Raw genomic sequence first — 22472 nt, 5'->3', positions numbered from 1 at the left:
GCATTGCACATAGTCAGTTGGGAAAAGTACCGCGAATAAATTCATTAAAAATAGAGTTGTGTCATATAAAGAAAACCTTAGCCGCGTTATAGTCACGCGATCTGCCCTTGTTACGGGTGAACTAGACTTAGGTTTTCCAAATGCAAACATTTTTTATCGCTCCAACTCGCTTAAATGTCGGCCTGACTTCAGTCACTTTAGGCGTGGTCCGTTGCCTGCAAAATCAAGGACTTAAAGTCGGTTTTGTTAAGCCGGTTGCCCAAGATCGCAATGCCTGCGATATCGAACGCTCAACGCATTTTGCTCGTCAAATCTGCCAGCTCGACGTGCCGGATGCATTGCCAGCCAATTACGCGATTGAGCAAGTTTCAATCGATGAGACCGATGATTTACTCGAAGAAATCATCACCATGAGCATGGCCGCCGGCAAAGACGCCGATGTGTTAGTGGTTGAAGGCTTGCACCCAGACCCAAGCAATCCTTTTACCACCCAATTGAATACCGAAATGGCGCTGGGCTTGCAAGCCACGGTGATTTTGGTCAGCGATGCCAGCGAAAAAAATATTAGCGAAGAAATCAAAATCGCCGAACGTCAATTTCGCAATGAAGGCGTGCAAGTCGGTGGTGTGATTCTCAATAAAGCACCGACCGACTTTGATACCGCCGCGCTACAAGCCGAAATCGGCGAGCTCAAAATCTGGGGCGTGGTGCAATTTGATTCAAAACTACTCGCCCCGCGCACGATTGATGTGGCGTTGCATTTAAATGCCGAGATCATTGTTAAAGGTGAACTCACTAAGCGCCGCGTCAGCGAAACCGTAGTTGCCGCCCGCGCCGTACCTGAAGTGATTCGCCGCCTGAAACCGGGCGCATTGATTGTGAGCTCGGGCGATCGTGATGATGTGATTTTGGCAACGGCATTGGCCGCCAGCAACGGCGTGCAATTGGCCGGCTTGATCTTGACGCACAATACCGAGCTCAACGAAACCGTCCGCGCCTTTACTGAAATGGCCTTCCACACCGGTATTCCAGTATTGCGTACCGAAGGCGATAGCTTTAGTACCGCACTGGCGATTAGCCAAGTGCCAACCGCCGTGCCAGCGGACGACAAAGATCGGATGAGCTTGGTGATGAATTCAGTCGCCGAACAACTCGATAGCGACGCTTTGCATGTGGGTGTACAAACCAAAAGCGCGCATCACTTAAGCCCGCCTGCGTTCCGCTACCAATTGATTCAAAAAGCGCGCAACGCCAATAAACGCATTGTATTGCCAGAAGGCGAAGAGCCACGCACGATTAATGCCGCGATTACTTGTGAAGAAAAAGGCATTGCTCGCTGTGTATTGCTCGGCAATCGCGCCGTGATTGAAGGCATTGCTACCTCACAAGGTTTGACGTTACCTGCTTCGTTGGAAATCCTTGATCCAGAAGAAATCCGCGCGCAATACGTCGCACCGATGGTTGAATTGCGTAAGAGCAAAGGCCTCACCGAGATCCAAGCTTTGCGTCAACTCGAAGACAATGTGGTGCTCGGTACCATGATGTTGGCGATTGATGAAGTGGATGGCTTGGTGTCAGGTGCAATCCATACCACCGCCAACACCATTCGTCCGGCCTTGCAATTAATCAAAACTGCACCGGGTTCGTCGATTGTGTCGTCAGTTTTCTTTATGCTGATGCCAGAACAGGTCTTGGTTTATGGCGATTGCGCGGTGAATCCAAACCCAGACGCCGAGCAATTAGCCGAAATCGCCGCACAAAGTGCTTACTCAGCCAAAGCCTTTGGTATTGATCCAAAAGTAGCGATGATTAGCTACTCAACCGGTCAATCAGGCACCGGCGTGGATGTGGATAAAGTACGCAGCGCGACTGAAATCGCCAAAGCGCGCCATCCACAATTAATGATTGACGGTCCATTGCAATACGATGCGGCATCGGTACTTGAAGTCGGTCAACAAAAAGCGCCGGGTAGTCTGGTTGCCGGTCAAGCCACGGTATTTGTCTTCCCTGATTTAAACACCGGTAATACCACGTATAAAGCGGTACAACGTAGTGCCGATGTAGTCAGCGTTGGCCCAATGCTGCAAGGCTTGCGTAAACCAGTGAATGACTTGTCGCGTGGTGCTTTGGTCGACGATATCGTATTCACAATTGCATTGACGGCAATTCAAGCCGAGCAAATGCTCGCCTAATCGGTATCTGTCCAAAAGTTTTATCGCAAGGCGTTAAAGCCGCAGTTCGTACTTGAGTACGACAAGACGAAACAGCAATGCAAGACTAGGTATATCCATCTAGCCATTGTATTAAATAGCTTGCATAAAAATACCCCAGCTTAAACTGGGGTATTTTTTTATGGCTGCAAAACACGCTACCGCTAATCAAGCGAGGATATTCATCCCGCCATCAATATACAAAGTACTGCCGGTCATCCGCGCGGCGCCGTCTTCACACAAAAAGGCGCACGCCTCGCCAACGTCATCAATCCCTGGCAATTCGCGCAGTGGCGCATTACCCGCGCCATTGCTAATCAACAAATCAAACTCACGAATGCCACTGGCGGCGCGGGTTTTAACTGGGCCGGGAGACACCGCGTGCACGCGGATTTTTTTCGGGCCAAGCTCAGTGGCCATATAGCGCACCGCGCATTCCAGCGCGGCCTTCACCGGCCCCATCATGCCGTAATTGGGGACGACTTTTTCTGCGCCGTAATAACTCATCGCCAATAGCGTGCCGCCTTGGTCCATTAAAGGCTCAGCACGGTGCGCCATGCGGATAAACGAATGGCAAGAAACGTCCATTGCCAAAGCAAAACCGGCCGCCGAGCTATCGACGACGCGGCCATGTAAATCGTCTTTTTGCGCGAAAGCAATCGAATGCACTGCGATATCCAGCCGCGTATATTTTTGCGCAATCGCGGCAAACACCGCCGCCATCGCCGCCTCATCTTGCACATCGCACAACTGCACGATGCCGGGCTGCAATTCATCGATGATGGGCTGAATATACTTCAGCGTTTTCTCGGTTTGGTACGTCAAAATCAATTCAGCACCACGCGCTTTTAACGCTTTGGCCACGCCGTAGGCGATTGAATCTTCGTTGGCAATACCCATTACCAGTGCGACTTTTCCTGCTAAAGAACCTACCGTCATTACTTTCTCCATCCATACAAGCCATTCGCTGGCCGAAAAACAATCCGCTACCTCACGCGACAAAATGCCAATAGCCCGACGCGCTTGAGCAAAAATCATACTCGCATGCTCAGCCTGCTGATATGCGCTTTTTACCAAGCCAACCAGCAAGCGCCATCGCTTTGCGGCAAAACAAAATATATGGGAATTGAACGCCAGCAGACTCAATCGACCACCGATCTCACGATCCAGAGGTCGATGGCATAAATACCGCGACTAAGCGGATTCGCTCAGATTGGGCGCAGAACGGGCTTGGGCATTGGCGCTAGCTTGTTGCTGCGCATATTGCGCGGCAGCCACTGCGGCTGGGCGAGAGTTGGTATTTTTTGACGTGGATTCAGCGGCGGGCTCGGCCGCTTTCGCCTCCGCTGCTGGCGGTGCAGGGCTCAGTGCAGTTTGGCGACTGGCGATTTGTTCAGCGTCTTCGGATTGCTTTTTCTTGGCCTCTGCCGAAATCGACACCGCATCTACCGGTGGTTTTTCTGCGCTGCGGCGCGACGCTAAATCCGACGGCTCGGGCTGATCGGGCCGATTGGAAGAGTCGGATCGCGGCGATTTTTGCAACTCAAGCATCGCCGCAGCGGCATTATTCATGCCATTGGCTGCGCGAGCTAAAGGGTTAGTGCGGGAAACCATCATCTCAGACATCATGCGCCACCGTAAAACCAACATACTGCAGCATAGCGGCGTCATCACCAGCCGAACACGGCAATCACGCGCCTTAGCCGATAACAGGTGAAATCAGCAATTAAGCCAATAAATCAACACGCTGACCCACTTCAGTAGACGAATCGTCAGCAACCGCTTGATAAGCCATCATTCGAGCTTGCGACACGCCACGATTTGGCTGCATTTGCTGAATCAGCATCGAGGATAGATGCGGAAAAGTGCTAATCGGTTTGCTTTGTAAATCCACCCGCTGCGCCGCCAAGACCCGATTGGGTGCTGAGCGCTGCTTGGCCGCCGCGATTTCTGCCTGCCAAGCCTGAGAATCCGCCGCTGACGTGCGCGCTGACAGCGGATGAACCCGCGACACGCTCGGTACTTTCAGGGTGGGCATAGCAATGGCACGCGGCATAGGAAGAACTCCACTAAATCATACGCTTAGCTTAAGCCGCTCAATCGCGATAAAAAATGTATTAAGTCCGCTCTAGCGCGGCATTTTTACCAAAATAGTCACCTTTTGCTGCGGAAAATCGCGGTTAGTGGTAAGGCAAGCCCGCTTTTGCATGGTAAAGTGTCAGGTTCATCGCCTTATTTTTTTTGGATTCATTCATGACTCGTTTCGCGCAACTGCAAAGCTTACTTGAACAACGCATCCTGATTTTGGATGGCGGCATGGGGACGATGATCCAGCAATATAAGCTCGATGAAGCGCAATACCGTGGCGAGCGTTTTGCCGATTGGCATACCGACGTCAAAGGCAATAACGATTTACTGGTGCTGACCCAGCCACAGATCATTAGCGATATTCACCAAGCCTACCTTGATGCTGGCGCGGATATTATCGAAACCAATAGCTTTAACGGCACCGCGATTGCGATGGCCGATTATGAAATGCAAGCATTAGTCTGGGAGCTCAATTTTGCTGCCGCCAAAGTGGTTAAAGACCTGTGCGTGGCGCAAACGGCGAAAACCCCAGAAAAACCGCGCTTTTGCGCTGGCGTACTCGGCCCCACCAGCCGCACCTGCTCGATCTCTCCGGATGTAAACGATCCGGGCTTTCGCAATGTGACGTTTGATGCGTTGGTCGAAACCTACCTCGAAGCCATCGATGGCTTGGTGCAAGGTGGCGCGGATATTTTATTGGTGGAAACCATTTTTGATACGCTCAACGCCAAAGCGGCGGTGTTTGCCATCAAGAAATACTTCGCCGATCGCCCCGAGCTCGAAGAATTGCCGATTATGATTTCCGGCACCATTACCGACCAATCTGGCCGCACGCTGACCGGGCAAACCACCGAAGCTTTTTATAATTCGCTGCGCCACGCCGACCCGATCTCGTTTGGTCTGAATTGCGCGCTCGGCCCCGATTTGCTGCGCCCGTATGTAGAAGAAATGAGCCGGATTTCGGACTGCTATGTATCCGTCCACGCCAATGCAGGCTTGCCCAATCCACTCGCGCCCACCGGCTACGATCTTGATCCGGACATGATGGCCGTCGACATTCGCGAATGGGCCGAATCGGGCTTTGCCAATATTATCGGCGGCTGCTGTGGCACTACGCCCGAGCATATTGCCGCGATGTATCAAGCGGTCAAAGACTTGCCGCCGCGTAAAAAACCCAGCATCGAAGCCAAATGCCGGCTTTCTGGTTTAGAGCCATTTAATATCGGCGACCACGATTTATTTGTGAACGTGGGTGAGCGCACCAATGTCACCGGTTCAAAAGCCTTTGCGCGCTTGATTTTGGCTGGCGACTACACCGCCGCGCTCGACGTGGCACGGCAACAAGTGGTCAACGGCGCGCAGATTATCGACATTAATATGGACGAAGGCATGCTCGACGCCCACAAGGCGATGGTCACCTTCCTCAACCTAATTGCTGCCGAGCCCGATATTAGCCGCGTACCCATCATGATCGACTCGTCCAAATGGGAAGTCATCGAAGCTGGCCTTAAATGCGTGCAGGGCAAATGCATCGTCAATTCGATCTCGATGAAAGAAGGCGTTGCCAAATTTATTGAGCAAGCCAAATTGCTCAAAATGTACGGCGCGGCCGTGATCGTGATGGCGTTTGACGAGCTGGGCCAAGCCGACACCTATGCGCGCAAAATCGAGATTTGCGAAAAATCCTACCGCATCTTGGTCGACGAAATTGGCTTTCACCCCGCCGATATTATTTTTGACCCGAATATTTTTGCCGTTGCCACCGGCATCGACGAACACGCACGCTACGGCCTTGATTTTATCGAAGCCACTGGCTGGATTAAGCACCATCTGCCGCACGCCAAAATCAGCGGCGGCGTCTCGAATGTCTCGTTCTCGTTCCGTGGCAATAACAAAGTACGTGAAGCGATTCACGCCGTATTCCTGTACCACGCCATTGCCAAAGGCATGACGATGGGGATCGTCAACGCCGGTGCGCTCGAAACCTACGACGAAGTACCGAAAACGCTGCGCGATGCGATTGAATCGGTGGTGTTGATGCAGACCGACGATGCCCTTGCCGCGACGGAGGCCTTAATTACGCTGGCCGAATCGTTTAAAGGCGACGCCAATGTGGCCAAAGGCGAAGACTTAAGCTGGCGCGAATTACCGCTGCAAGCGCGCATTACCCATTCGCTCGTCAAAGGCATTACCACCTTTATCGTCGAAGACACCGAAGCCGCTCGCGTCTCAGTGGAACGGCCGATTCATGTCATCGAAGGCCATTTAATGACCGGCATGAACGTGGTCGGTGATTTGTTTGGCGCCGGCAAAATGTTCTTGCCGCAAGTGGTAAAAGCCGCCCGCGTGATGAAAGCCGCCGTGGCGCATTTAGAGCCGTTTATCGACGCCGAAAAAATCGCCCTCGGCCTGCAAGACGCACCCGCCAAAGGCGTGATTGTGATGGCCACCGTCAAAGGCGATGTGCACGACATTGGCAAAAACATCGTCGCCGTAGTGCTGCGCTGTAATAACTATCAAGTCACCGACTTGGGCGTGATGGTGCCGGCACAAAAAATCCTTGATACCGCGCGCGAAATCAACGCCGACATCATCGGTCTATCGGGGCTGATTACGCCAAGTCTGGAAGAAATGAGCCACGTGGCCAAAGAAATGCAGCGCCAAGGCTTTACCATTCCGCTGCTGATTGGCGGCGCAACCACATCCAAAGTGCATACCGCCGTTAAAATCGAGCCGCATTATCAAAACGACCAAGTCATCTACGTTGCCGACGCCAGCCGCGCGGTGGGCGTGTGCTCGAATCTACTCAGCGATGAGTTAAAACCCGCGTTTGTGGCTGGCGTGAAAGCCGAATACACCAAGGCGCGGGAGATTTTTGCCAGCAAAGATCGCACTAAATTGATTAGCTTGACTGAGGCGCGCTCGCATAAGTTCAGCCCAGATTGGTCGACGTATACCCCGCCAAAGCCTAGTTTTCTTGGCGTGCGTGAATATACCGACTATAGCTTGGCTGATATCGAGCCCTTTATCGACTGGACGCCATTCTTTCAAAGCTGGGAATTACACGGCCGCTACCCGGCCATTTTGCAAGACGAAATCGTCGGCGAAGCCGCGCGTAGCTTGTACGCCGATGCCAAGACAATGCTGAAAAAAATCATCGATGAAAAATGGATTGCCGCCGCTGGCGTAATTGGCTTTTTCCCCGCAAACAGCGTCAATCACGACGACATCGAGCTCTACGATCCAAGTGATGTAGGGTCGACTTCAGTCGACCAAGCCGCCGCCGCCGAGCGCAAACCCATCATGACTTGGCACAATCTGCGCCAGCAATTACCCAAACCCAAAACCGGTGAAATCAAACCCAACTGGTGCTTGGCCGACTTTATCGCCCCCAAAGAAAGCGGCGTGCCCGACTATATCGGCGCCTTTGCCGTCACCGGCGGCATCGACATTGATGCGCCGGTTAAAGCTTTTGAAGACGCCAACGACGACTACAACGCCATCTTGCTTAAATCGCTAGCCGACCGTTTTGCCGAAGCCTTTGCCGAACACATGCACTACCGCGTTCGCACTGAACTTTGGGGTTACGCCAAAGATGAAGCGCTCAGCAACGACGATTTAATCGACGAAAAATACGTCGGCGTGCGCCCAGCGCCGGGCTACCCAGCCTGCCCTGACCACACGCCAAAAGTCGATTTATTCAAAGTGCTCAATGCGCCGAACATCGGCATGACGCTCACCGAAGGCTACGCCATGTTGCCAACCGCAGCGGTCAGTGGTTTTTACTTTAGCCACCCCGAATCGCGCTACTTTGGCGTCGGCAAAATCACCTTGGACCAAGTCGAAGACTACGCCCAACGCCGTGGCGTGAGCTTAGTGCAAGCCGAGCGCGACTTAGCGCCAAACTTGGGGTATGTGGCTTAAGGTTTTGTTGAATATTAGTTAGCCAGCAATACCCATCAAAAAGCCTCGCGGATGCGAGGCTTTTTTAATTCGCAAAAACCGTAGGGCGCAATGAGCGCAGCGAATTGCGCCGAATACGCCGCAAATAAGCATCGCAACGGCACGATTCGCGTAGCTTTCAGCACCCTAATCCATTGCGCCGTACATGGTACGAAAAAGCCTCGCGGATGCGAGGCTTTTTTGTTTCATCTGAATGAATGGTGATCTTGCATAGTGAGTCGCGCTAATGCCGCGCGGCACTTACTTTTCTTGAGCGGCCAAGAAAAGTAAGCAAAAGAAATCCGCCCTAGTATCTGCGCGGGCTACGCCCGTGCTGGCCTAAGGCCATGGGCTGCGCTAAGGCAACAAGTTGCCAAGCTGCGCCACACCTCGCTGCGGACAATCGAGGCGGTTGCGATCAAAACTCGGCCTGCGGCCTCAAACAATGATCGCAAAAACCCCGCCCCGCTTGTTCCTCGCTCGGCTTGCTACACGGGATCTCCCGCAGCGCAACGAGGTTTGATTTTAAATCGATGTATTGCTCTCTAAACATTGCAAATAAAGGCTTGCAAGCAAATACATCAATACCGTAAATGTCGTCTTATCGCTCAAGCTAAGCACCAAATACTTGACCGACAAAACGGGATCTATAAAGCTTTGCTAAGTGTAATTATATTTCTAATTTACTAACTATAGCATTCGAATTAAGGGCAACATGTTTTTTAATTGTATTTCTTAGTACCTCTAAAAATGCATGGTTCCTAGATTCAGCATCTGATACCAATGCATCAAATGACATAATAAATGTTGGTGTTGGAACAATTTTTGAGTCTTTTCTATATGTTTCAAATTCTTGATAAAAAACTTTACCTTTTGAAAATAAAGGAGCCCACTTCATTTGTCTTAAACGATTTGAAAGATTTTCATTTACTTGAATCAAAGCGTAATACCAAACTCGTTGAATGTTAGGGCAAAAATCTACTAATTTTTGAGCCCTGTCTAGCAGCTGATTGACTGCATAAATATTTTCCTTCTCGTTGTCGGTCTTCTTTTTTATCTCTACTATGACAACATCTACGGGATTTTTATCATTAGGGTCAGCAGAAAAAATCATTGCAATATCAGGTCTTCCATTTTCTTCTACGTTATCATCCGTTAAGCTAATTGCATTAATTACTTTCCCCATATCTGCTTCGCTGAGAACAGTTCTAAATGTCATAAATTTATCATCAAGTAGCCAAGCATTGTTTTGGTAAATTTCGTTGGCCATCTTTTCTTGTCTGTACTCTTGATATCTCGGAACAATTAAATTGTGCAGATCGGATTCTGAATTACTTTCCGTCATCCCTTTCATTTTCTCAATAATTCCTTCGCGATAAAGGATGTATTCGGTTAGGGCTCTGGATGAAATGTCGAGGTATTTTTTGAATGTGGCATCATCCATTTTATCGCACTGAAGTAGTTCTTTTTGAGTTGAAAAAAGTTGTTGGTTTGCGTTGTTGAGAGCTTCGTCTTTATCAATAAGTCCTACAGTATTTTCGTCAAAGTATCCTAATAGATGGGGGAATTTTGTTTCAAATTGTTTTTTAACTTTGAAGTTTTCTTTGTTTATTTCTGGTATTTCTTTTGAAAGTACTGTGGATATTTCATTTCTAAACATTTTGTAAAGTCGATTTTCGTTTATGCCATCTGGAACAGATAATTTCTGACGAGAGCTATCTGATTTTGCATGAAAAAAATCAGAAACAAATAAAAATACCACTGAATATCCGAAAGGTATCGCTGAAGTTTGAATTAGATTAATTGGTATTGTTCTTCCATCAATACAAACCGCTGTAAGTAGATTGCTTTTTTCTTTGGTTTTCTGTATATGATAGTGCATCTCTATTGTTGAAATAGCATCAATACCAATGTTGCTTATGTTAATAACAGAAAGTGTAGGTAAGTCTTCTGGTTTTATTGTTGTTTCTTTAGTGAAGAAGTCTTTTGTCGCATTGCTTTCTAGCGTTTCTAGGTTAATTTGTATAGTAAATTTTTTGCCAATTCTATTGAACTCACTTAGCATTGGTAAGAAGTGTTCTATTATTCTTTTTTTCAGAGTATCGGGTTTTATATCATCATATGACTTTATTTGTTTGTTTGCGAACCCTGTAAAAATTAATTTTGTTGATTTTGTTCTATTGTTTTTGTTGGTTGTTTCATTTTTTAGATACGAGCCATCAAATTTATCTTTAAAAACAAATGATCGCACTTGGTTTTCTAGTGTGCTAATTACTTCTACTTGATGAAAGTAATTCAAAAATACTAATCGGCCAACTCCCTTATGATATTTGTCTCTAGGTTTTAGAAGACTTTTAAATCTATCGAAATTTTCATCCGTGAAACCATTGCCATTATCCTCAATTGTCACTTTTAATGATTCTGACACATCAAATGAGGTTAGATTTATATCAATTTTTATTTCTGTAGCATCGGCATCAAATGCATTTGCGATAGCTTCAAAAAATACAAGAGACAATGACGGATTTGGAAAAAATAATCTAATTGCATTTGATGTTTCGATATCCACGATTGACTCCAAAATTGTAAAGATTGATGCCGCTATAAAATAAAAAGTAATCAACTTTGCGCATTAGAAGCATATACCTTTTGCAAGTGTGCAGTCAGCAAATTAATTGAAGTTTGCTAAATTTACAAAAATCAATGGGGTCAGAATCGATTGATTTCTAGTTTTCCGTGGAATCAATCGAGTCTGACCCCTTTGATTTATTGCGCGCATCATGCAACCGAACCGTGGCCGAGCGGATCAACCCTGCCGATTCGCGTGCATCGGATGGCTCGGGCTTTAATTTGCCAATCTTCGCCAGATTTTCAAGCGGCGCTAAGTCGGGCGATATCATCCTCATTCCCCTTTACAAAAATTTTCGGCTGCTCCAGCACGCGGCGAATAAACGATCGTCCTTCCATCACGCGCTGGGCGAATTCTGCAGCAGTGTAGAGCGTTGGATTGATAGGGCGACCCAAAGTTTGCTGCGCCGGTAGCAATGCTGCCAGCAATTGCGCATGCGATATCTGCTCGCCCACGACCATTAAATCAATATCACTCGCGGCGTGTTCATTGCCCTTGGCCACCGAGCCATACACCAAGGCCAGCTCAATCTGCGGCCAAATATCGACCAAGGCCACACGTATAACGTCAGCGAGTCCAAAGGTTTTGACCACAATACTGCGTAGCTCGGCATAAATCGGCGCATCGGCATTGGCCTGATAATGTTTTTGATTGCCAATTCGCTGCGATTTAATCAGCCCCGCATCGGCCAATTTAGCCAGCTCGCGCTGCACCGCGCCCGAGCCGCCGCCCGCCAAGGCGATGATTTCGTTGGCATAGAAAGAGCGTTGCGGCTGGCCAAACAACACCGCCAGCACCCGCTGCTGAGTTTTGCTAAAAAGCGCATCTGTATAAGTACCCATATTGGGCATGATAAAACCCAATTTGGGTATGGTCAAGAAATCAAACCCATTTTGGGTATGATCAAACCCAAAATGGGTTTGATTGGATGCCGGCATGTAGGGCGGGTCGAGACCCGCGCTGATTGCGATGAGTGATTACCGCATCGGATTGGCGGCTTATCCCCCAAGGGGACTTGCTGCGGGGCGCGCCTAAAGGCTAACCCGCCCTACGGCAGCGATGTATTTGACTGTAGGTGTTGCTGAGCAATGCTTAGCCAGCAATACCCATAAAAAAACCTCGCGGATGCGAGGTTTGGGGTGATTTTTTAGGCGGTGGCAAAATAGATCAAGCCAAAGCAGAATCGCTCGGGCGCTTACGCCTGATTGGCTACAAACATCTGCTGCACATCACGCACCAATTGCAGTGAGGCTTCGATTTCGTCTTTACGAATGGCAACGCTCTCAATATTGCAGCCAACAGGTATGCCCTTCTCGCCAGCGTATTGCAACAGCTCGGCGAATATACCCTTACATACATCCAGTGATTTAGCCAAAATATCACCAGAATGAATCAGGTCATTCTCTAGCCATTTGGGAATGCTAATCCCTAGCCACTGCATAAATTCCAGCGTTTTCACCGAGCCGCATGGCGTAATGGTGAAAATAATCGGCACCATCGCCGTGCCAGTTTGTTGGCAAGCGTAGTAGTAATCCGACAAAAAATTCTTGGCCGCTTCAACGTTGTACACGCATTGCGTTACAAAGAAAGAGCAGCCCTCCGTCACCTTATGCGCCACGCGCAGATGCTCGTCGTTTTTGACCAAATGCCGCTCAGGAATCGCCACGCCACCGACTAGCAGCTGGGGATTCACCTCGCGGCGCAGCGCGTAGGCTTGGGCCACGGTGAGCGATACCTGCTGCTGGCGAGAGGCCGCGCCAACAAACACCGACACGCCATCGTTCATCGCCAGCAAATCAGCGCCAAATTGCTCAGGCGAATACTTACCCACGCAGCGGTACACCACTTTGGCCATGTCTAACGCCGCAAGGTAATCCCGGCTATATACCCGCGGATCGAGCGTCGCCATAAATGGAAACGGCCGCGTGGCATCCGTGCGATCGGCCTCGTCTTGAATGTCATACAACACCAAGCCATCCAAGCCCAGCGGCGCAATGCGTTCAATTTGCAGCGCAGCAATCTCGGCGATTTTTTCCGGCGTGTTATTGGCCTTGGGCGGCGTAATGCCATACAGCAAGATACCAGACTGACGTTGAGCGATTTTGGTGTGCAATGAATTAGGCATGAATAGACTCGGATTCGTTTGCTGCGATTTTACGCAGTTTTGACCGAATAATTACAAAAAATCTTAATCGGCTTATGCGGTGTAACACCGTAAGCGGGTTGGCGGGTTACGCCTGTGGTTAAGCCGCCCTACGGCTAAACCTTTATATCGAGGTATTTAACCGCAGACCATCATCATCAAAGCCTAGCTAGCAATACCCATAAAAAAACCCCGCATCTGCGGGGCCAAGCTTGGAGGGTTATCGGCGATATGTTTACTTTGGGTAGTAGTGGCTCAGGGGTTGTTTCAGGTTGAGTAGCCACAGATCGGTGGCTTCGTTGCTCGGTTTGACGACCAGGCGTTCGTTGTTGGGGAGTTGGCCGTTGTCGATGACAACATCATCAACGTCTTTGCCGCTAGCGAGTTCGGTTTTTAGGCCAAAGTCGTTGTCGTTCATGATGGCGATGCCGCCATTGTATAAGGCGAGGCTTTCGGCTTTTTCGGCTTGCCAGCCCAGTTCGCGTAAGTCCAGCACGCGTTGTTTGCGGATCATTTTGACATTGGCTAAATCGGCTTTGCTGGCGTATTCCGGCTCTTTGCCCGCGATGGGCGCCAGCGTATCAGCACCCGCGATATCAATCACATACAGCACATTGCGCAGCTGTTTATCTTTGCCTTTACCTTGCTCAATCAAGGCAAAGTGCGTGTTGTCGATGGCGACCAAATCGCCAATTTTGGCGTCGGCAGTTTTTTTATACGCGTCGACATCTAAAGGATAGGCCAAGGTGCGTGTTGCGCCGCTGCTTGGGTCATATTCAACCAAGCGGATAAATTGGGCGCTGGATTTGGTTTCGCCGTCGATATTCAGCGTCGACTGCAGCATGGCATACACTTTGCCATTGGGTGTAAAGGCGACGGCTTCAAAGCCGCGATTGGCTTGGCGATGTTTGATCACATCAGGCAGGCCCGCGCCGGGGGCGAGTTGCTTTAACACTTTGCCGCTGGCGGCATCGACTTGCAGCAAAAATGGGCCGTATTCATCCACCACCCACAATTGGCCTTTTTTGCCGGCCACAATGCCTTCGGGATCAATACCGCGTGGGCTAGCGTCTAGCGTTTTCAGCGTGTCGCTGAGTGCCACTTCGCCAGTAGCGCCAACGCGGCCTTGCGGCAATGGCAGACCGCTAGCGACTTGGCCATCAATTAAAAACGGCTTGCTCGAGATCACGTCGGCAGAACGCTGGCGGCGAACTTTGATTTCAGCAAAGCGCGGCGCGTAATCGGGGGCCAAAAAGAATTTGGCTTCGCGCTTTTTATCCCCTACTTGCACTTTAGGCGCGTCACCATTGGGGCCACGATCACCGGTGGCCCAAAAATACAAAGTGCCGTCGCGATCCATTTTTTTAAATCCCAAGCCTGAGCCCGGCGCAAAACTAAATCCTTGTGGAAAGGCGCTGGCAAATTCACCGTGATAAACGATATTTTCAGTGCTTGGGCTTTGCAAGGTGTAGCGCTCAATCGAAGCAATCGCCGGATGATCAACCTGCTGCATTTCAAACAACGGCGCCGCATGGGCAGCACCAGCGAGCAATAAAGTAATGAGCGATAACTTCAACATGCCAAACCCGCAAAAGAATTGATGATGGATTGCGATATTAAGTCAGTTCAATGACATATCGATGACAACTTAATCTGCAAGCATAAAAAGCTTCTAGCGCCGTCTATGCCCGCCGATGGCCAGAGGCGATCGACTGACTGACCATATCGCGATTAAATCAATTCATGCTGCGCGCAGCATGGCTCTGATACATGCCACTGCCCTCCGGCTAATGCATTTAAAATTGGGCAATTGGAATCATCACTGGCTGGGCAAATTTCAACAAATTGCGCCAACGTACTTTGCATTTGCTGCATGGCTTGGATCTTTGAATTGAGCATCAGAATGTGTTGTTCGGCGAGTTTTTTTACGTCAATACTGGCGCGATCTTCTTTGTTCCAAAGCATCAGTAATTGGCCAATTTGTTCTAGTGAAAAGCCAAATTGCCGAGTTTGATGAATAAAACGCAGTTGGCTGAGATCAAACTCATTATAAATTCGGTAGCCTGCAGCGCTGCGTCCTTTCGGTTTTATCAAGCCGATACTTTCATAGTGCCGAATCATTTTGCTACTCAGACCACTGAGCGTTGCTGCCTGTCCGATATTCATTAATTGCCCTCTGATAGATTAAGCAAGCAATTGCTTGCGTCGTTGTCTCGCCCGGATTGCAGCCAGCGTTGACCGGCTGATTTAATCGTAAAAAACAGATATACCATATTATTTTTGCCGCCTTGGGCCCCAGCGTCTTAATAACAAAGCATTGGATACAACACTCACACTCGAAAACGCCATTGCCCCGCCGGCAATCATTGGATTGAGCAGGCCGAATGCGGCCAAAGGAATGCCAATGGTGTTAAAAATAAAAGCCCAAAACAAGTTTTGTCGGATTTTTCTATAGGTCAGACGCGAGACTTCAATGGTTTGGCTGACCAATTGTGGATCACCCCGCATCAAGGTCACACCGGCGACGTGCATTGCAACATCGGCTCCCGTTCCCATCGCGATACCAACATCGGCAGCAGCGAGTGCAGGTGCATCGTTCACGCCATCCCCAACCATCGCCACAACGTGACCCCGAGCGCGTATCGCTTCGATATGCAGGGCTTTTTCTTGTGGTAAAACCTCGGCAATCACTTCATCAATGCCCAATTGTTCGGCAACCCGTAATGCTGCGGCTCGATTGTCTCCCGATAACATCACCGTTTTTACCTGCAAAGCGCGAAGTTGAATGATCGCGTCTTTGGCGGTGCTTTTTAGCTGATCACTAAAGGCCAGCATGCCGATGAGCTTAGGACTTTGCGCCTCATTTTGCGCCACTAACCATGATACGGTCTGGCCGTTCGCCTGCGCTTGCCGGTGTGCTTGCTGCATGGCCGCAGTATCAACGTGATGCTCTTGCATCAGTCTTTGATTACCCAGTAAATACTGCGTCCCGAGAATCTCTCCAGCAATACCGCGGCCAGGTAAGGCTTGAATGTTTTCTGCTTTGAAGCGTTGCTGCTCGTCAGCTTTGGCAAGAACCGCTTGCGCTAATGGGTGCTCGCTACCGCGTTGCAATGCCGCGGCAAGCTCCAATAGCCGAGTTTGGTCGTTGTCGAGTGCAATCAGCTGCACAAGACTAGGCTTGCCTTGCGTTAAAGTGCCTGTTTTATCAAACACCACCACATCGACTTTATGCGCCAACTCTAAAGCGGCTGCATCTTTGATCAAGATGCCAAATTTGGCCGCCACCCCCGTTCCTACCATAATCGCGGTGGGGGTTGCTAAGCCCAAAGCACAAGGGCATGCAATCACCAACACGGCAACGGCATACACAATGCCGGTTTCTAGTTGGCCGCCCCAATACCACCACCCCAAGCAAGTCATCAATGCTAGCACCAGCACCACCGGAACAAAAACAGCGCTAACCTGATCGACAAGACGCTGAATTTGCGCCTTACCCGCCTGAGCATCTTCCACCATGCGAATAATATTCGACAGCGTACTTTCCGTACTCAAGGCCGTGGTTGCTACCAGCAAGACACCATCATGGTTAATGGCTCCGCCGGTGACTTTGCTCCCGATTTCTTTGTTGATCAGGATGCTTTCTCCGGTGAGCATCGATTCGTCTTGCTCGCTTTGACCTTCACGCACTACGCCATCAACTGGCACTTGCTCGCCAGGTAAAATAAGCACCAGATCCCCTAAGCGCAGCTGTTCTAATGCAACTTCAATCGTCTGACCATCGGCTTGGCGCAATCGCGCAGTGGCTGGACGTAATGCCTGCAGCGCTCGAATGGCGGCGGTGGTTTCTTGTTTGGCGCGTGATTCCAACCATTTACCCAATAACACCAAGGTCACAATGACGGAAGAGGCTTCAAAATACAAAGCGCCCGGACTCCCAGTCGATGACTCAAATAACCAGTGATAAACCGAAAGCCCATAGGCAGCACTGGTGCCAAGGGCAACCAATAAGTCCATATTGCCACGGCGATTTCGTACCGCTTGCCATGCCGAGCGATAAAATCGAGCCCCCAAGCCAAACTGCACAGGGGTGGCGAGTAAAAATTGTATCCACGCTGCCAATGCCCAGTGATGAAAACCGAAGGGTTCCAACAGCATGGGTAAAACCAGTGGCAAAGATAATAAGGCACCAAGCCAGATCGGCCATAGCGCTGGCGCTGATTCACGAGCGGGGGCGGGGCTGTTGGCAAGAACTAGGCTGGCTTTATAGCCTGCTGCTGCAATGGCATCCAATAAAGTGCTGGGAGCGACCCCGGCTTTTAATACCACTTGGGCGGTTTCTGTGGCTAAATTCACTGCGGCCGAAACAACGCCGTGGCTAGCGAGCAGCACACTTTCAATATGGGCAACACAACTGGCGCAGCTCATGCCCTGAATATTCATTTTAACTTCAGTATCTGCTAAGGCATTCACTTGCCTTGCCTGATAACCTGCCGCATTCACTGCGGCGAGTATGCTGGCCTCAGAGTGGCCATCTTGCAAAGTAACTTGGGCATTTTCCATGGCCAAATTAACATTGGCATTCACGACGCCAGGCGTATTGCGTAGCACATTCTCAATATGAGAAACGCAGCTAGCGCAGCTCATACCATCAATATCAAATTTTAATAATCGATTCGAACTCATTACTAAGGCAGATGGGGTCATTGTTGCGGTTCCTTCCATAGTCATCATGGCGGTAGTTTCAACCTTCCCATTGCGGCAAGGTCAAGCGCTAACTGGCGAGTGCATGCTAAGCGCGCCGATCTGAAGCGCTTAGCGGCTAGTGATACTTAGAGGACGGTGGTTGGATAACCCATATTTAAAAGTGATGCTCTCACGGCTTCCAGCGACGCATTAGTGGTAATTTGAAGCTGACTAAGCGCAAGATCAATGACAATTTCAGCGCTATCGTCAACAGACTTCAGCGCATTATTAATTTTGGTGACGCATCTGCTACACGTTAATTTTTCAACTTTAAGGCTATACATTGGGGCTTCCTTTATTATGCCGATCAATTGACCGTAAATTCACTATGCAGGCTGTCATAGTGGGAAAGTCAAGAGTGGTTGCAGCAGCACTATCCGATGCCAATGCCAATGTCAGCATCTAACTCTCATCCAAGCAGGGACAAGCATTAAGCGCGGTGAAACACCGCCTCGCAAAAGGCTGCTCGCGATTCATTGACTGACGCAACCCCAAGCAGCCCACTCCGCTTTTATATTTGCGTCGCCGAGTGAACGCGTCTTGGAACACCGCAAGACCACACACGCCCCCGTTGCCATGGATGCTTGGATTTGCTGTGGCGTCACAACTGAGTGTGCGCTAGGAAAATTTGAGCTCCACGTTTCCCCAAATAGGGGCGTGATTCTTCGCCGAAATACAGCACCGCTTTATTCGTCGCTCAAACTTACAGCCTTAATCCCTGAACTGACAACTGCACATGATTTGATCAGCAACAAGCCATCCCTCTTTCAAGGGCGATCCAGTTGTTGCGATATCGCCACTGAGAACGATGCATCGAACAAAAGCTTGACATTACCATAATGGTAAACCCTAGTATCTCCATGCTCGTGTTACTTTCACGTAACCATTAAGAAAGCACATTACAGCGGGTCAAGCTTTATCAAAATAAATGCTGATCGCACTGTGATGACTTAAGCCTCAAATAACATTACTTATCAATTTTTAATTGAAAATCTAGAGGTCGATAAATGCAATTAACAGAAAAGTTAGTCGGGAATGTAGAGCGTGTTTTACTAAAAATGATTCATGATGATGTCAATATTAATTATCCCATCGTCTCGGCTTTTTATTTAGAGGGTGGACATTATGATCCACGTTACCCAATCACAGAATTTTCAATTGAATCTTTGCATAAAGTATTACGGATTGCCAACAATTCAATTGTTCAACATAAAAAAAAATTAAAGGTTGTACTTGGTGTATTAATTGATGATTTGGGTTTGCAGTGCGGAGCCGAAGTGTGTGACATTTCCATTCCCCTCGCTAATGTGGAATCCATTGAACCTGAAAAACTGCCAAATGAATTAGAAAACGTACTAGCACAATACAGTATTGTGAAGCGTGATAAATTGCTACTTCAAGGTGAGCGCAATTGCAAGAATCGCGGTTTGCAAGCCTTAAGAAAAATAATTGCTAATTCGATGCATCTTTATCCAGAACTGTCGATCGAAGAAACCTCAGGCCTTAAAAAAATTATTTTTAAAAATGAACAAGGTCAGAAAATAACTTTGGCCGAATCAAAAATGAAAGATATTTGGACTGCTAAATGCCCACTAATTATGGCCCAGCATTACAAAGATACTTATCAAAAGATATCAAAACTAAACCCACACACTAATGCTTTCCACATTATTGATTTTTCAGAAACAGAAGATTACAACAAAGTAATTACTGGGACAGAGGTGGGGTTAAAATTATTTTTACAGCGCGAACAAACAAACCATAGTCTAGTTAAAATTAGCAATGTTTTCTTGTCGGATTTTGATCATGAGAATTATGTATTGAAAACCATGAGCAATTTTGAAATGGATTTATCTGAGATTTTTTAAAAACCATTTTATCTCAGTGCATAAATTTAAAATAAATTAATTTAGGAGCGTTAAAATGTCTTTGCTAGGTAATTCGAATACCGAAAAACTAAATTTACCTATTTATCTTGATTACAATGCGACCACGCCTTGTGATGAAGCTGTTTTAGAAGCGATGTTACCTTATTTTTGTACTACTTTTGGCAATGCTGCCAGTATGTTTGGTCTGCATGGATGGAATGCATACCAAGCGGTAGAACAGGCGAGAGCACAACTCGCTCATTCAATTGGTGGGCAGCCGAAAGAGATAGTTTTTACTTCAGGCGCGACAGAAAGTAATAACTTAGGAATTAGAGGGGTCTTTCGTGCTTGCAAGAACAAAGGCAAGCATATTATCACTTCATCAATAGAACACCCATCCATCTTAATGACGTTAAAAGATTTAGAGTGCAAAGGAGCTAGAATTTCTTATATTGATCCATTACCAGATGGCAGTTTTGATATTGAACGACTAAAAGAATTAATTACCAATGAAACAATTCTAATTACTGTGATGTATGCAAATAATGAATTAGGGACGATTAATCCTATACATGAAATTGCCGCTATTGCTCAAAAAAATGATATTTTATTTATGTCCGACGCCACTCAAGCACTGGGTAAAATTCATATTGATTTACAGCAATGCCCAATTGATATTCTGACTTGTTCTGCACATAAGATTTATGGCCCCAAAGGTGTAGGTGCGCTGTATTTACGGAATCAACAAGGTAAAAGAGTGGTTGATCTATTACCTCAGATTACTGGCGGAGGTAGTGAACAAGGAATGAGGGGGGGCACGTTGAATGTACCGGGAATTGTCGGTTTTGGTAAAGCAGCTGAAATAGCTTGTCTAGCCTTAAAAAATGGCGAATTAGAACGTATTGCCCAACAGCGCAATAAATTAGAGCAAGAATTATCCATATTAAACAATGTACAAATTAATGGATGTACAGATTCTAGGCTACCCCATGTAAGCAACATTTCATTCAAAAATACCGATGGAAAAAAACTTCTCAGCATGTTGAAAAAAAGTATATCTGTGAGTACTGGCTCTGCGTGTTCTTCAAGTAGCTTATCTCCTAGCCATGTATTGGCAGCGATCGGTTTGCCCGATGATTTGGCACAAGCCACTATTCGTTTTAGCTTAGGAAAAAAAACTACCGATCAAGAAATTGATTTTACGTTAGCAGAAGTAAAAAGAGTTTTACGTATGACAGCTCCTCATTTAAGTTATGAGTAGGATATAAAATGTTTATTGATTCTTTATTGAATAAAACCGACACGATTTATTCAAGCTTATCAGCGGAAACAAAATTTTCAATTGCGTCGACTGAGAAAAATAAATTATCTAATTTGGCGAACGAATTGGATTATTCTGAAATAATTCAGCTTGAATTTTATGTGCAAGAGCAAATTGCCAAAGGGAAAGAAATTTGTGATTTGATTATTGGTGATTTTGATACGACTCAGTTTCCTATTCCTGCATTTCTACGGCAAGAAATCCAGAACGCGTATGAAGCAAGGCATAATGATTATCCACCACTAGAGGGTGTATATTCATTACGCGAAGAAATCGCAAAATTGACGCGTAAAAATTTTAATGTCGATTACGATCCATCTGGCGAAATAATTATATCAGGTGGCGCACGGCCTTTATTGTATGCAGCATTATTAAGCTTAGTGAGTCCTAGTGAATTGGTAGTTTATCCAGCACCATCTTGGAATAATATGTACTATGCAAAAATGTGTGGTGCCAAATCGATGGCCATACAGACATCATTAGCGAATCACTTTTTACCAACGGCCCGTGATCTTAGCTTTTCATTAAAAAAAGCTCGCGTATTGTCGCTATGCTCCCCACAGAATCCCGTCGGTACCATGTTTTCCAAGCAAGTTTTGAAAGAAATATGTGATTTAGTCATTTATGAAAACAAAAGGCGTTTAATGTATTCTGAGAAGCCATTGTACCTTATTTATGATCAGATATATTGGATGCTGACGCAGAATGCTGAGCATTACAACCCCGCTTCACTTTGCCCTGAAATAAAAGATTATTTGATCGTTATTGATGGTGGCTCAAAATCTTTTGCCGCGACAGGCATTAGAGTTGGTTGGGCGATGGGACCAAAATTAGTCATTAATAAAATGAAATTAATGATAGAACATATCGGCGCAATAGCGCCTAAAGCAGAGCAACTAGCAATGGCAGCTTTATTAAAAAATGATAAATATCTTCTAGATTATTTACATTTATTTAAAAACAAAATACTTAATTCTATGCTTGTACTTCATACGGCAATTCAGACTATGAAGCAAGAAGGCTTGCCCGTTGACTCTATGCTGCCAATGGCTGGTATTTATATCTCTATTAATTTTGATCTAAAAAACAAGGTGATGCCGAATGGAAAAAAAATAAAAACTGCAAAAGATATTAGTTTGTATTTTATCGATCAGGCAGGAATTGCGATAGTTCCATTTACTAGTTTTGGTACAACTTCAATTGAAGCAGATAATTGGTTTCGAGCGGCTATTTGTACTATCGCGCCAGAACAAATCGCAGCAACGATTCCAAGACTTCGAGAAGCAATTCTCAAATTAAATATTGCAGCATAACGAATTAGGTTTCCATTTATAACTTGACATGCTCACCATGAATGGAAACCTATTCAGTGTCATTGAACTACTGACGTCGTGAAATATGATCAATGACTTTCGTAGCTGCGGCTTCGCAGCGGAGAATTAAGCTCATAACAACCCTAGTGATTCTGCTGATTGATCTTCAAGGTCTTCATCTTTAATCCAACCACTAATACCGCAGCATGCAT

At 47.3% G+C, this 22472-nt stretch carries 15 protein-coding genes; 5 read left to right on the top strand and 10 right to left on the bottom strand.

What is annotated here, in order from left to right:
- Positions 1-140 precede the first annotated feature (140 nt).
- Positions 141-2192 (top strand): phosphate acetyltransferase, encoded by a 2052-nt coding sequence (gene pta, locus LG219_RS13745; protein WP_226765026.1) that lies wholly within the window; start codon positions 141-143, stop codon positions 2190-2192.
- Positions 2193-2378: 186 nt separating this feature from the next.
- On the opposite strand, the gene fabI is transcribed toward pta, so the two are convergent.
- From fabI to LG219_RS13730, 3 genes are all read right to left on the bottom strand, one after another.
- Complete coding sequence (gene fabI / locus LG219_RS13740; protein WP_226765025.1) at positions 2379-3149, bottom strand: enoyl-ACP reductase FabI; 771 nt, start codon at positions 3147-3149, stop codon at positions 2379-2381.
- Positions 3150-3404: 255 nt separating this feature from the next.
- Positions 3405-3836, bottom strand: a complete 432-nt coding sequence (locus LG219_RS13735; protein ID WP_226765024.1) for a hypothetical protein — start codon at positions 3834-3836, stop codon at positions 3405-3407.
- A gap of 100 nt (positions 3837-3936) precedes the next feature.
- On the bottom strand, positions 3937-4266 hold the full coding sequence (locus LG219_RS13730) for a hypothetical protein (RefSeq protein WP_226765023.1): 330 nt from the start codon (positions 4264-4266) through the stop codon (positions 3937-3939).
- A 197-nt stretch (positions 4267-4463) separates the two neighbouring features.
- Between LG219_RS13730 and metH the strand changes: the two genes are divergently transcribed.
- Entirely contained in the window at positions 4464-8222 is a 3759-nt protein-coding gene (metH, locus tag LG219_RS13725; RefSeq protein WP_226765022.1) for a methionine synthase, read from the top strand.
- A gap of 688 nt (positions 8223-8910) precedes the next feature.
- On the opposite strand, the gene LG219_RS13720 is transcribed toward metH, so the two are convergent.
- The 7 genes from LG219_RS13720 to LG219_RS13690 all read right to left on the bottom strand — a co-directional run bounded on the left by LG219_RS13720 (position 8911) and on the right by LG219_RS13690 (position 18042).
- Complete coding sequence (locus LG219_RS13720) at positions 8911-10809, bottom strand: ATP-binding protein (RefSeq protein ID WP_226765021.1); 1899 nt, start codon at positions 10807-10809, stop codon at positions 8911-8913.
- Positions 10810-11111: 302 nt separating this feature from the next.
- Entirely contained in the window at positions 11112-11720 is a 609-nt protein-coding gene (locus LG219_RS13715) for a nucleotidyltransferase domain-containing protein (protein ID WP_226765020.1), read from the bottom strand.
- A gap of 344 nt (positions 11721-12064) precedes the next feature.
- Positions 12065-12994, bottom strand: coding sequence for a methylenetetrahydrofolate reductase (locus LG219_RS13710; RefSeq protein WP_226765019.1), 930 nt, complete (start codon positions 12992-12994; stop codon positions 12065-12067).
- Positions 12995-13247: 253 nt separating this feature from the next.
- Positions 13248-14591, bottom strand: a complete 1344-nt coding sequence (locus LG219_RS13705) for an esterase-like activity of phytase family protein (protein WP_226765018.1) — start codon at positions 14589-14591, stop codon at positions 13248-13250.
- 152 nt (positions 14592-14743) lie between these two features.
- The gene (cueR, locus tag LG219_RS13700; protein WP_226765017.1) at positions 14744-15178 is read right to left on the bottom strand and encodes a Cu(I)-responsive transcriptional regulator; all 435 of its coding nucleotides are present in this window, start codon (positions 15176-15178) and stop codon (positions 14744-14746) included.
- 108 nt (positions 15179-15286) lie between these two features.
- On the bottom strand, positions 15287-17719 hold the full coding sequence (locus LG219_RS13695) for a heavy metal translocating P-type ATPase (protein WP_284691693.1): 2433 nt from the start codon (positions 17717-17719) through the stop codon (positions 15287-15289).
- A gap of 125 nt (positions 17720-17844) precedes the next feature.
- Complete coding sequence (locus tag LG219_RS13690) at positions 17845-18042, bottom strand: heavy-metal-associated domain-containing protein (protein ID WP_182076044.1); 198 nt, start codon at positions 18040-18042, stop codon at positions 17845-17847.
- 723 nt (positions 18043-18765) lie between these two features.
- Here LG219_RS13690 and LG219_RS13685 point away from each other — a divergent pair.
- Genes LG219_RS13685 through LG219_RS13675 form a run of 3 tightly spaced genes read left to right on the top strand, consistent with a single transcriptional unit; the run spans position 18766 to position 22260 of the window.
- Positions 18766-19626 carry a hypothetical protein gene (locus LG219_RS13685; RefSeq protein WP_226765016.1) on the top strand — a complete coding sequence of 287 codons (861 nt, stop codon included), beginning with the start codon at positions 18766-18768 and terminating at the stop codon, positions 19624-19626.
- A 55-nt stretch (positions 19627-19681) separates the two neighbouring features.
- Complete coding sequence (locus LG219_RS13680) at positions 19682-20887, top strand: cysteine desulfurase family protein (RefSeq protein WP_226765015.1); 1206 nt, start codon at positions 19682-19684, stop codon at positions 20885-20887.
- A gap of 8 nt (positions 20888-20895) precedes the next feature.
- On the top strand, positions 20896-22260 hold the full coding sequence (locus LG219_RS13675) for a pyridoxal phosphate-dependent aminotransferase (RefSeq protein WP_226765014.1): 1365 nt from the start codon (positions 20896-20898) through the stop codon (positions 22258-22260).
- The last annotated feature ends 212 nt before the right edge of the window (positions 22261-22472 follow it).

The sequence above is a fragment of the Deefgea salmonis genome (genome assembly GCF_020531905.1).
GTDB lineage: Bacteria > Pseudomonadota > Gammaproteobacteria > Burkholderiales > Chitinibacteraceae > Deefgea > Deefgea salmonis.
This window is presented reverse-complemented; position numbering and strand designations above follow the sequence as displayed.

Coding starts and splice junctions, on each gene's coding strand:
- LG219_RS13715 (WP_226765020.1), bottom strand. CDS start 11,720: ATGCCCAATATGGGTACTTATACAGATGCGCTTTTTAGCAAAACTCAG.
- LG219_RS13685 (WP_226765016.1), top strand. CDS start 18,766: ATGCAATTAACAGAAAAGTTAGTCGGGAATGTAGAGCGTGTTTTACTA.
- LG219_RS13735 (WP_226765024.1), bottom strand. CDS start 3,836: ATGTCTGAGATGATGGTTTCCCGCACTAACCCTTTAGCTCGCGCAGCC.
- LG219_RS13690 (WP_182076044.1), bottom strand. CDS start 18,042: ATGTATAGCCTTAAAGTTGAAAAATTAACGTGTAGCAGATGCGTCACC.
- LG219_RS13680 (WP_226765015.1), top strand. CDS start 19,682: ATGTCTTTGCTAGGTAATTCGAATACCGAAAAACTAAATTTACCTATT.
- LG219_RS13675 (WP_226765014.1), top strand. CDS start 20,896: ATGTTTATTGATTCTTTATTGAATAAAACCGACACGATTTATTCAAGC.
- LG219_RS13705 (WP_226765018.1), bottom strand. CDS start 14,591: ATGTTGAAGTTATCGCTCATTACTTTATTGCTCGCTGGTGCTGCCCAT.
- metH (WP_226765022.1), top strand. CDS start 4,464: ATGACTCGTTTCGCGCAACTGCAAAGCTTACTTGAACAACGCATCCTG.
- fabI (WP_226765025.1), bottom strand. CDS start 3,149: ATGACGGTAGGTTCTTTAGCAGGAAAAGTCGCACTGGTAATGGGTATT.
- LG219_RS13695 (WP_284691693.1), bottom strand. CDS start 17,719: ATGACCCCATCTGCCTTAGTAATGAGTTCGAATCGATTATTAAAATTT.
- LG219_RS13710 (WP_226765019.1), bottom strand. CDS start 12,994: ATGCCTAATTCATTGCACACCAAAATCGCTCAACGTCAGTCTGGTATC.
- cueR (WP_226765017.1), bottom strand. CDS start 15,178: ATGAATATCGGACAGGCAGCAACGCTCAGTGGTCTGAGTAGCAAAATG.
- LG219_RS13730 (WP_226765023.1), bottom strand. CDS start 4,266: ATGCCGCGTGCCATTGCTATGCCCACCCTGAAAGTACCGAGCGTGTCG.
- pta (WP_226765026.1), top strand. CDS start 141: ATGCAAACATTTTTTATCGCTCCAACTCGCTTAAATGTCGGCCTGACT.